This is a genomic window from Polyangium jinanense (assembly GCF_028435265.1).
GTDB lineage: Bacteria > Myxococcota_A > Polyangia > Polyangiales > Polyangiaceae > Polyangium > Polyangium jinanense.
Genome location: NZ_JAGTJK010000003.1, coordinates 29715 through 40300, shown reverse-complemented (window position 1 = coordinate 40300; position 10586 = coordinate 29715). Strand labels below are relative to the sequence as shown.

The 10586-nt window shown below is 66.8% G+C and carries 9 protein-coding genes; all 9 read right to left on the bottom strand.

Annotated elements, in window-relative coordinates:
- Positions 1 to 16: 16 nt before the first annotated feature.
- On the bottom strand, positions 17 to 397 hold the full coding sequence (locus tag KEG38_RS08775) for a hypothetical protein (RefSeq protein WP_272418660.1): 381 nt from the start codon (positions 395 to 397) through the stop codon (positions 17 to 19).
- 2 nt (positions 398 to 399) lie between these two features.
- Positions 400 to 1581 carry a hypothetical protein gene (locus KEG38_RS08770; RefSeq protein ID WP_272418659.1) on the bottom strand — a complete coding sequence of 394 codons (1182 nt, stop codon included), beginning with the start codon at positions 1579 to 1581 and terminating at the stop codon, positions 400 to 402.
- Positions 1578 to 2186: a c-type cytochrome gene (locus KEG38_RS55445; RefSeq protein ID WP_272418658.1), complete on the bottom strand. Its 609-nt coding sequence runs from the start codon at positions 2184 to 2186 to the stop codon at positions 1578 to 1580. The genes KEG38_RS08770 and KEG38_RS55445 overlap by 4 nt, the downstream gene beginning before the upstream one ends.
- Positions 2183 to 2779 (bottom strand): DUF3341 domain-containing protein, encoded by a 597-nt coding sequence (locus KEG38_RS08760; protein ID WP_272418657.1) that lies wholly within the window; start codon positions 2777 to 2779, stop codon positions 2183 to 2185. The genes KEG38_RS55445 and KEG38_RS08760 overlap by 4 nt, the downstream gene beginning before the upstream one ends.
- A gap of 1 nt (position 2780) precedes the next feature.
- Positions 2781 to 4130, bottom strand: coding sequence for an NrfD/PsrC family molybdoenzyme membrane anchor subunit (nrfD, locus tag KEG38_RS08755; RefSeq protein WP_272418656.1), 1350 nt, complete (start codon positions 4128 to 4130; stop codon positions 2781 to 2783).
- A 1-nt stretch (position 4131) separates the two neighbouring features.
- Entirely contained in the window at positions 4132 to 7179 is a 3048-nt protein-coding gene (locus KEG38_RS08750) for a TAT-variant-translocated molybdopterin oxidoreductase (protein ID WP_272418655.1), read from the bottom strand.
- A 10-nt stretch (positions 7180 to 7189) separates the two neighbouring features.
- The gene (locus KEG38_RS08745) at positions 7190 to 7837 is read right to left on the bottom strand and encodes a cytochrome c3 family protein (RefSeq protein ID WP_272418654.1); all 648 of its coding nucleotides are present in this window, start codon (positions 7835 to 7837) and stop codon (positions 7190 to 7192) included.
- A 204-nt stretch (positions 7838 to 8041) separates the two neighbouring features.
- Positions 8042 to 9475: an NADP-dependent phosphogluconate dehydrogenase gene (gene gnd, locus KEG38_RS08740; protein ID WP_272418653.1), complete on the bottom strand. Its 1434-nt coding sequence runs from the start codon at positions 9473 to 9475 to the stop codon at positions 8042 to 8044.
- A gap of 170 nt (positions 9476 to 9645) precedes the next feature.
- Positions 9646 to 10509, bottom strand: a complete 864-nt coding sequence (locus KEG38_RS08735; RefSeq protein WP_272418652.1) for a hypothetical protein — start codon at positions 10507 to 10509, stop codon at positions 9646 to 9648.
- Positions 10510 to 10586 lie beyond the last annotated feature (77 nt).

Sequence of the window (10586 nt, the reverse complement as noted above, 5' to 3'; positions counted from 1 at the left end):
CGCTCCTTCGATGCCGCTACCGACCCGCGCCGCTCACGACGAGGTCCATGGCCACGTCAATCGGGACTTGCACCTTGCTGCGATCCTCGCCCACCCATTCGAATCGCTCGATCGATTGACGTTTCGTGAGGTGGACGATCTGCCCTCGCCCGAGGTTCGAAAACAGCTCCTCGTGGACGTTCGAGCGCTCCTTGATGGGGCCGAGGTGCTCCTCGGGATAGACCCCCGAGGGCCGGAGCTCGGCCTCGCGGTACCGTTGAAGCACGTAGGAGACCCCCGTGAGCACGAGGGCGAACGCAATGGAACCCAGGACAGCGTACATGATCAGGCGCGGCGGGAGGACGTCCTCCTCCTGCCTGACGATTCCGTGACGCTTTTCGTGCTCGGGATGGCTCATGGTCAAAGGCTCCCGTACCGGAATGCGGCCTCGAGCGAGGTGTCGTTTTTCGGGACAATCGGGCGACCACGCAGGCGGAACGTGCCGAACGCGAGCGCGGCCCCGCCGACGCAGACGAGCGCGGCGACGTCGAGCCAGTGCACGATGGGCCCCTCGGCGCGCACGGAGGGCATGACGAGCCATTCCATGTCGACCCAGTGCATGAAGAGGATCCAGAGCGCGATCGGCGCGAGCGTGCTCGGCTGCTGCTTGACCCGATACGGGAGCAGCGCGAAGAACGGAATGACGAAACGGCCGGCCGCGACGAGGATGCTGAGCGGGGCGAACTCCCTCATGCGGGGCGCATAAAACGACGCCTCGTGGGGCTTGTTCGTGATCCAGATCAAGAAGAACTGGAAGTACGCGATGTACGCCCAGAAGATCGTGAACGCGAGCAGGAGCCGGCCGAGCGCGTAATAATGGGAGCTGCCCACCCGGGTGAGCATGCCCGCGCGCTGCAGGCCATAGGTCGCGAGCACGAGGAGCGCGAGCGCGCCCAGGAAACCGCCGGCGAACCAGTACACCCCGAACATGGTCGAATACCAGGCAGGAGTGAGGGACATGAGCCAATCGACGCCCGCGAACGTGAACGCGAGCGCGACCGGAGGCAGCCCGAGCGCCGAGAGGGCGCGGAACCGCGGTTTGTCCGTGGCCGCCGGGGCCCAATCCCCGCGCAGCGACCAGCGGCGGAGGAAATACGAGATGCCGAGCCAAACGCCGAAATACAGGAACGCGCGGACGAAGAACGAGGACGTGTTCAGGTACGGCAGCTTGTGCTCGACGAGATGCTGGACTTCGTGTTCGTGGATCGTGGACGGCGACGTCCAGGGATAAATCGTGGTGATGCCGACGGCGATCGGAATGAATCCGATCACGGCGAGCGGCAGGACGCCCGTGACGCCCTCGATGACGCGGCGGAGAGCGACGGGCCATTTCGCGTCCATCGCGTGGACGATCATCAGGAAGATGAGTCCGCCGACGAGCAGGGAGACGAGCCACGCATAGGCCGAGAGGTAGGCGTAGAATGCGTCCCGGCCGTGGGCGACGCCGCCCACGACGAGCGCGATCGCGCCGACGACGAACGCGAGGAAGCCTCCGAGGATGAGCCGACCTCCTCCGGTGAAAATGCTGGGTTCCGTGTTCATCGAAGCTCCTCCTGCATCCGCACGCGGACGGGCTCGGGCAAGACGCCGACGGCGACGCCTTTCGTACGAAGCTGGAGCGCGCGCACGTAGGCGACGACGGACCAGCGCTCCTCGACGCCAAGCTCCTGTCCATAGGTGGGCATGAGCCCGTAGCCCTGGGCAATGGCCTGGTAGACGCGCCCCACGGGGTAATCGAGGACAGGCGCCTCGACAAAGCTCGGAGGCTTGCGCAGCTCCATGTTGTCCGCGACGACACTCACGCCATCGCCGCCCACGCCGTGGCAGGCCGCGCAGAAGACCTCGTAGCGCTCCCGGCCGTGATCCAGCATGGGCCGCGAGAGTGGGATGGGAATGGCCTCGACGAACTTCCCGTCTACCATTCCGCTGATCACCTCGGGCGGGCCGAGAAACCGCTCGCGCGGGACGGTGCCCTCGGGAGGCTCGCGCATGACGCGGCGATCGTCGAAGAACGGTGCCTCCTCGTAATACTCGAAATGCGCCTGGTTCACCATGCGCTCGAAATCACGCTCGGTGCCCGAACTGTTGCAGCTCGCGAGGAGCGGGCACACGGCGAGGACGAGCGGAAGGGCGGCGATGGTCTTCACGACTCCTCTCCCTCCATTCGCTCGAGCCGTTCGTCGAGCTCGGCGTCGGTCGCCGGATGCGCCCCGAGCGGCTCGACGCGGCTCGCGCCGAGCTCCCTGAGCTTGCGCGCGGTCGCCTCGCGATCGAAGGCGGGATCGAGGTCGGAGACGGCCAGGAAAAACTTGTCGATGCTGGCGCGATCGAAGCCCGGCACCTCGAAGATCGGCTGCCACAGGGATGGCAGGCCGGACCAGAGGGCGAGGATGACACAGGCCGAAAGCGCCGAGAAGAGCACGGCCATCTCGAACGTGGCCGGGACGAACGCGGGCGGCGCGTGGGCGGGCCTGCCGCCGGCATTCAGGGGGTAATCGACACCGTCCGTCCACCATTGCACGAGGTAGGCGACCGCGGCCGCCGCGATGGCGAACGGGAACACCACGAATCCGATGCGAGAGCGCCCGCGGCCGATGGCCCGTTCGAGCTCGAGGAGGGGGTACGGCGTGTACCCTTCGAGCCTGCGGTACCCGGATTTGCGGAGCTCGTGGGCCGCCCGGATGATCTGCTCGGGCGTGTCGAACGCGCCGACGATCCCGCTTTGCTGCGTCCTCCGCATTTTAATGTTCCTCCTCGTGCGAGAGCTCGTGCTTGAGCTCTTTCACCTCGGCGAGCGAAACGAACGGGACGAACCGCAAGAAGAGCAGGAAGAGCAGCAGGAAGAATCCCATCGTGCCGAGGTAGATCATCCAATCGACGTATGTCGGAACGAACACGTCCCAGGCCGAGGGCAGGTAATCGCGCTGCAGGCCCATGACGATGATCACGAAGCGCTCGGCCCACATGCCGACGTTGACGAGGAGCGAGACGGTCCAGAGCACGGCGAGGCTATTCCGCGCCTTCTTCGACCAGAAGACCTGCGGGATGACCGAATTGCAGATCATCATCATCCAGAAGATCCAGGCCCAGGGCCCGAAGGGGCGCGCCTCGAAGAACTGGTAGATCTCGTATTCGTCGCCGCTGTACCACGCCATGAAGAATTCGAGGATGTACGAATACGTGACGACCCAGCTCGTCACGAGGACCATCTTGGCGAGGTTGTCGAGGTGCCTCTTCGTGATGACGTTCTCCAGCCGGAACAGGCTGCGCACCGGGATCACCAGGGTGAGCACCATGGCGAACCCCGAAAAGATCGCGCCGGCGACGAAGAACGGCGGGAAGATGGTGGAGTGCCAGCCGGGCACGAGCGTGATAGCGAAGTCCGAGCTCACGATCGAGTGCACGGAGAGCACGAGCGGGGTCGAGAGACCCGCGAGCAGGCCATAGACGACGCGATAATGGCGGTAGGAGCTCGACGCGCCGGTGAACCCGAGCGCGAAGATGCCGTAAATGAATCGCTTCGCCCGGGTCGGCGCGCGATCACGCATGGCCGCGAGGTCCGGGATGAGGCCCGTGTACCAGAAGACGAGCGAGACCGTGAAATAGGTCGAGATGGCCGCGGCGTCCCAGGGGAGCGCGCTCTTGAATTGCGGCCAGACGCCCATGGTGGATGGGTACGGGAAGATCCAGTAGGCGAACCACGGTCGCCCGAGGTGGAGGACCGGGAACATGGCGGCCTGGAGAATGGCGAAGAGCGTCATCGCCTCGGCGAAGCGGTTGATGCTCGTACGCCATTTCTGCTCGAAGAGCAGGAGCACGGCCGAGATGAACGTGCCCGCGTGGCCAATACCGACCCACCAGACGAAGTTGATGATGCCGAACCCCCAGGCGACCGGGATGTTGTTTCCCCACATCCCGATGCCGTACATCACGGTGAGCGTGATCCCGGTGAACAGAAACAACGTGCCGATGATGGCGACGAGGAAACCGATTTTCCCGAGCCTTCTCCACGGCCGCCAGGCGGTCGAGAGGAGCTGGTCGGAGAGCTCGGCGTCCGTGGGGCGCCCGATGAAGACCGGCTCCGTGGCCATATCAACCCACCTCCGGGTTCGGGTTCTTGATCGTGGCGAGGTATCGAATGCGTGGAAGCGTGCCGAGCTCGTGCAGGACGCCAAAGCTGCGCGGCTCCTCGCGCCAGCGGACCATGTCGGTCTCCTTGTGCGCGAGCGACCCGAACCGAATGGCGCGCGTCGGGCACGCGTCCGCGCAGGCCGTCGTGACCTCGCCCGGGCGAATGGCGCGGCGCTCGATGCTAGCGTCGATCTCGGCGCGCCGGATGCGCTGCACGCAGAACGTGCACTTCTCCATCACGCCGCGCTCGCGGACGGTGACGTCGGGGTTTTTCTGGAGCGTACGGATGTCGCCGTTGAACCCGGGCTTCTCCTCCATCCAGTCGAACCAGTTGAACCGCCGCACCTTGTAGGGGCAGTTGTTCGAGCAGAACCGCGTGCCGATGCAGCGGTTGTAGACCATCTCGTTGAGCCCGTCGGGGCTATGGACGGTGGCGTTCACCGGGCAGACGTACTCGCACGGCGCCTTTTCGCAGTGCTGGCACAGCATCGGCTGATGCACGACCTCCGGGGTGTCGACCTCGCCCGTGTGATAGGTGTCGATGCGGAGCCAGTGCATTTCGCGGCTCCGGAGGACGCCCTCCCTGCCCACGACGGGGATGTTGTTCTCGGCCTGGCAGGCGACGACGCACGCGCTGCAGCCCGTGCAGATCGACATGTCGATGCTCATCGCCCACTGGTCGCCCTTGAAATCGTCCGCGGGCAGGATCGAGAGCACGGGGCCCTTCTGCCCGCGCGTGAACTCTGGTTTGTCGCGGTATGCTTCGAGCGTCGTGGCCAGAGCGATCGGCCGGTCGTGGAGCTCCCAGTGCTTCTGGGTCTGCGCGAGGGTGTGTTTCTCGCCCGTGGGCCGCACGGACGCGCCGTCGAGGAACGAGCGGCCCTGGCGGCGGAGGGGCTGGACGTTTTTCCCGACGCCCTCGGCGACGGGCAATGCCGCCCCGCGGCCGTACCCGAGGCGCAAGGAAATGGCCCGATCGGCGTGGCCCGCCAGGACGAACACCGGCAAAACGATGGTCGTGGCCGGCGGGGGGCTCGTCGTGACCGCGGGCACGGTGGGATCGAACCCGGGCAGCGTGATTTCAATGAGGTCGTCGTTCGCGACGCCGAGCTCGCTCGCCGTGCGGACGCTCATGAGCGCCGCATTGTCCCAGGTGATCTTGGTCGTTGGATCGGGCAGCTCCTGGAGCCACGGGTTGTTCGCGAACCGGCCGTCGTGAACCTTGGAATCGTGGTAAAACCCGAGCTCGTACCGGTCGGGCGCGGGTGCGGGCGCGGCGGCGAGGGTCGCGAGGGCCGCTGCGATCCCAGGCGGCGCGAGCTCGGCCCGGACAACGGGGGCCTCGGAGCCGGGCAAAAAGCCGCGGCGCAAGGTCGCCTCCCAGTGCGCCTCGAAATCGGTCTCGCCGAGCAGCGTCCGCCATTGCTCACGTACGAGGGCGTGCGCGCTCGGGTAGATGTCGCCGAGCAGAGTCGCGAGGATCTCCACGTCCGTGCGGCCGCCGAAGAGCGGACGGATGAGCGGCTGCACGACGGACGCTGTCCCGTCCCCCGCGCGGGCATCGCCCCAGGCTTCGAGGTAATGTGTCTCCGGGACGAACCACGTCGTCCGCGCGCCGGTCTCGTCCGCGTAGAGGCCAAGGTAAAAGCTCTGGCGGACGCTGCCGAGCGCCCCGGCAAAATCGAGGTCGCCCGGCGCGGTGTAGACGGGGTTTCCTCCCAGGATGACGAGCGTGTCGACGGCGCCGGCGCGCATTTCGGCGACGAGCGCCGCGAGGTCCTGCCCGGCCGCGGCAGGATTCCAGAGAATGGGATCGGTCATGGAGACCGTGGAGCCGAAGGCGCCTAGGACGGAGTTCACGAGCGCGCCGAGCGCGTGGACGTGCGCGGGTTGCCGGTCGCCGACGATGACAAGGCCGCCTTTCCCCGCGCGGACGAGGTCCCTCGCAATAGCGCCGACGAGGGCGCGCTCTTCACGGCCGAGGAATGGGCGGAGCGCCATGATGATATCGGGCGAGACGGCCGAAGGGGGCTTACCGCCGAGGAGGATCTCGGCGGCGAGGGCCGCGGCGAACGTGCCGATCTCGCTCGATCGCCGGCGCAATTTGTGATCCGCGACCGTGCCCGTGCAGCTCGGCATGCTCTCGACGACGTAGAGCCGGTTCATCGTGGGGTTCGGCCAGCCCGGGCGGCGGCGCTCGGCGAAATGGCGCGAGTGCCGCAAATGCATGCCCTGCCCGTCGAGGAAGTCCGAATCGAGCGAGACGATGACCGAGGCGTTCCGGAGGTCGAGTTGCGGCACCAGCGGGCGGCCGAAGGCGAGCGCGGCCCCTTGCGCGGCGGCGCCCGTCTCGGTCGACGAATGCACGGTGACGCGCGCGGCCGGATATGCCGCGAGAAGCCGGCCGAGCTGGCTCGCAAGGAGCGGCGAGGCCGTGGGCTCGATCAGAATGCGGAGGCCGGCGCCCCGATCGGTGCGCGGACGTGCGAGCTCCGTCGCGAGCGCATCCCACGACGTGAGCGCGCCCTTCTGCATGACGGCCCGCGCGCGGTACGGATCGTAAAGGCCGAGGATGGACGCCTGCTCGAGGACGCCCGCCGCGCCGAGGCTGGCCGGATGCTCGGGGTTGCCTTCGATCTTGATGGGTCGCCCTTCGCGGCTCTCGACGAGCAGGCCCGTCGCGAATCCGTCGAGGGTCATGCTCGTCGCGTAATACTTGGACAGACCCGGCGTGACCTCGGGCGGACGGATCGTGTAGGGCAGGATCTTCTCGACGGGGTCCTTGACGCAGCCCGTGACGCCCGCGAGCGCCATGCTGGCGCCGAGGAGCTTCAAGAAGTTGCGGCGCGAGGGTTCGTCCGGACGCTCGTCCGCCCCCTCGGGAAACTCCCTTTGCCTGTCCTCCGGCGGCGACCCCTCGGACACGAGCTCGGCGAGGCTGCGCCAGTAATCGCGGCCCGTCTTGCCTGCGAGGATCCTCTCCCAGAGCGCGCGTACGTCGTTGCCCAAAGGTGCTCTCCTATCGATGGCAGGCGGTGCAGTTGGTGACGCTTCGAACGCCGTATTCGCGGACCAGGTACGGCCCGAGGGTGCTTTGATCCGCGGCCTTCCACGTCATGTCGGTGACCCGATCGAGCGGCCGGACGAACTTCTCCGGCTGCCTGTGACAATCGAGGCACCAGTTCATGCTCAGGTCGGCGAACTGGTAGACGCGGCCCATCTCGTCGACGCGCCCGTGGCAACTGACGCACCCGACGCCCTTGTTCACGTGGATCGCGTGATTGAAGTAGACGAAATCAGGGACGTCGTTGACGCGATTCCACGGAATGGGCAAACCCGAGAAGTAGCTCCGCCGGACGGGCTCGAGCATGGGGCTCTTGTTCCAGATCTGGTTGTGGCAACCCATGCAGAGGTCGGTCGAGGGGATCCCGGCCGTGGCGGATACCGTCGCCTCCTTGTGACAATAGAGGCAATCGATACCGTCATCCTGGACGTGATGCCGGTGATCGAACTCGACGGGTTGATCGACCGGATCGAGCTGCTTTCGCCAGTTCGGCGTGCGCACCCAGATCATGGGAGCGGCCACGAGCGTGAAGGCGCCGCCCACGATACCGATGAGCGCGATCCGGAAGGCCGTATTGGTCCAGGGACGAAAGAGTGCCGCCATCCTCGTGCCTTCTCGGACGTCCGCACGGCGAGCGCGCCGCGGGCGCATCCAGCAGCATTCGATGGGAATCAGGGGGGCGGCGTTGCTGCTTTCCTGGGCGAACGAGCGGCCGATAGAGAGAACGAGCAGGCAGGCAGGCGAGCGGAGAGGAGCGAAAACGAGCGGCGGGGCGACCGGACGGGTGCGGGGAAGCCCCTACTTCGCTCAGCCGACGAGCGAGGGCCAGTCGGTGTGCACGGCGCCGAGCTCGGGTTTGTCGACGCGCTCGTAGGTATGGGCGCCGAAGTAATCGCGCTGGGCCTGGGTGAGGTTCTGCGGGAGGCGCGCCGAGCGATAGCTGTCGTAATAGGCGAGGCTCGACGAGAACGCGAGGCAAGGAATGCCGAGGCTCTGCGCGAACGCGATGGCCTTGCGGAAACCGGGCTGCGATTTCGCCATCGCCTCGCGGAACCGGTCGTCGAGGAGCAGGCTCGGCAGGTCGGGGCGCTTCGCGTAGGCCTCGCGAATGCCGTCGAGGAACTGGGCGCGGATGATGCAACCGCCCTTCCAGATGCGGGCGATCTCGCCGAGCGGCAGGTCCCAGTGGAAGGTGTCCGAGGCGGCACGGAGGAGGGCCATGCCCTGCGTGTAGGAGCAGATCTTCGCGGCATAGAGGGCGTCGTGCACGGCCGTGACGATTTCGTTCTCGTCGCCCTGGAATGCGCCGGGCCGAGGCCCTTCGAGGACCTTCGCGGCCTCGATTCGCTCGTTTTTCTTGCCCGAGAGGAGGCGCGCCATGATGGCGGCGTCGATCGTGGGAATGGCGACGCCGAGGTCGAGCGCGACCTTGGACGTCCAGAGGCCCGTGCCCTTCTGGCCCGCCTTGTCCAGGATGAGGTCGACGAGCGGCGCGCTGGTCTCGGAGTCCTTGGCGCGGAAGATCTTGGCCGTGATTTCGATCAGGAACGAGGAGAGGACGCCCTCGTTCCAGCGCGCGAAGACCTCGGCGAGGCGATCGGCGGAGAAGCCGAGGCCACGATGGAGGATGTCGTACGCCTCGGCGATGAGCTGCATGTCGCCGTATTCGATGCCGTTGTGGACCATCTTGACGAAATGGCCCGAGCCGCCGGGGCCGATGTACGTGACGCACGGGCCGTCGTCGACCTTCGCCGCAATGGCCTCCCAGATCGGGCGAATCTCCTCGTAGGCCGCGCGCTCGCCGCCGGGCATGAGCGAGGGGCCCCAGAGCGCGCCCTCCTCGCCGCCGGAGACGCCCGAGCCGAGGAAACGAATGCCCGATGCGCCGAGCTCGCGCTGGCGGCGCTCGGTGTCCTCGTACCAGGAATTGCCGCCGTCGATGATGATGTCGCCGGGCTCGAGGTACGGACGGATCTGGTCGACGGTCCAATCGACGGGCTGGCCCGCTTTCACGAGCAGGATGATCTTGCGCGGACGTTCGAGGACACGCGCGAGTTCGGCCGGGCTGTGCGCCCCGAAGAAACGGAGACCCTTCGCGCGCGTGGCGAGCAGGTGGTCCACCTTCTGGGGTTCGCGGTTGTAGACGGCGATGGGAAAACCATGCCGCTCGATGTTGAGGGCGAGGTTTTCTCCCATCACCCCGAGGCCGACGAGGCCGATCTTCGCTTGCGCCGCTTCCATGTCCTCCTCCGATTCCGGGTTCCCTCCCGGGCGGCGCTACTCTAGCAGGTTGCCCGGGAGGTGTCTCCGGCGGAGGACGACGCTTTGAGGCGACAGGCGACGGGCCGCGGGGGGCGGTATGTGGGAAGGAGCAGTGGGGAGGGCCGAGGAATGCTACCGCCGCGCGGACGTCACATCCCGTCGCAGATCGGCGCGGGCGTGGTGCAAGTGCTCGTCATCGAGTCGCACGTGCCGCTGCACTCGTCGGGCGTTACGCACGCCTCGCCGTCGGCCTTCCTGGCCGTGCAGACGCTGGTCACGGAGTCGCAATACGAGTCCTTGCACTGACTGAAGCCAGCGCACGCCTCGCCGACGGCTTTCTGCGCGGCACACATGCTCGTCTGGAAGTCGCAATAATTCGTGGCGCAGTCGTCGTCGAACTCGCACGCCGCTCCGGCCGCGCCGCGCGGCTGGCACTTGCCGAGCTCCGTATCGGTATCGCCCACGCACACGGAGTCGGCGCCCGCGCACTCGTCGTCGCCACTGCAATCGCCGCCGTCGGCCACCTTGCCGATGAAAACGCTCTGGCATTCGGGGTCGGACTCGAAAGGATCGCCGTTGATCACGGTGCAGGATCCCTCGAGCTTGTCGAGACAGCTCGCCGCGACATATCCGTCGTACTCCATGCGGCCCTCCCCGACGGCCTTCTTCAGGCGCGGGAGCACGAGCATGTCATAAATGCCCTTGAAGGTCTGCGCGCACTCGGCCTCGTTCTGAGGCTTGGGGGTAATGCCCTCGAACGCCTTGTCCTGTTCGGCCATCGTGCAACAGGAGTAGACCAGCCCGCAGTACAACTTGGCGGTCGCGGTGCCGATGTCGTCGATGGGGATGAGGACGTCGCCGCCGCCGCCGCCGCCGCCGTTTCCGCCGTTTCCGCCGTTTCCGCCGCCGCCGCCGGGGCCGCCGGTCGTATTGTTCGAGTCGTCGCTGCAGCCGATGAGGGAACCCACGCCGGCGAGGGCCAGCATGATCAAGGAAGTCACAAAACGTTTCATGTTCGTCTCCTGCCCAGGGCCGAGCCCGGGGGGCCGGTCCCGTGGGCGACTCGTGGCTAGCACGCATGAGGCGCGAT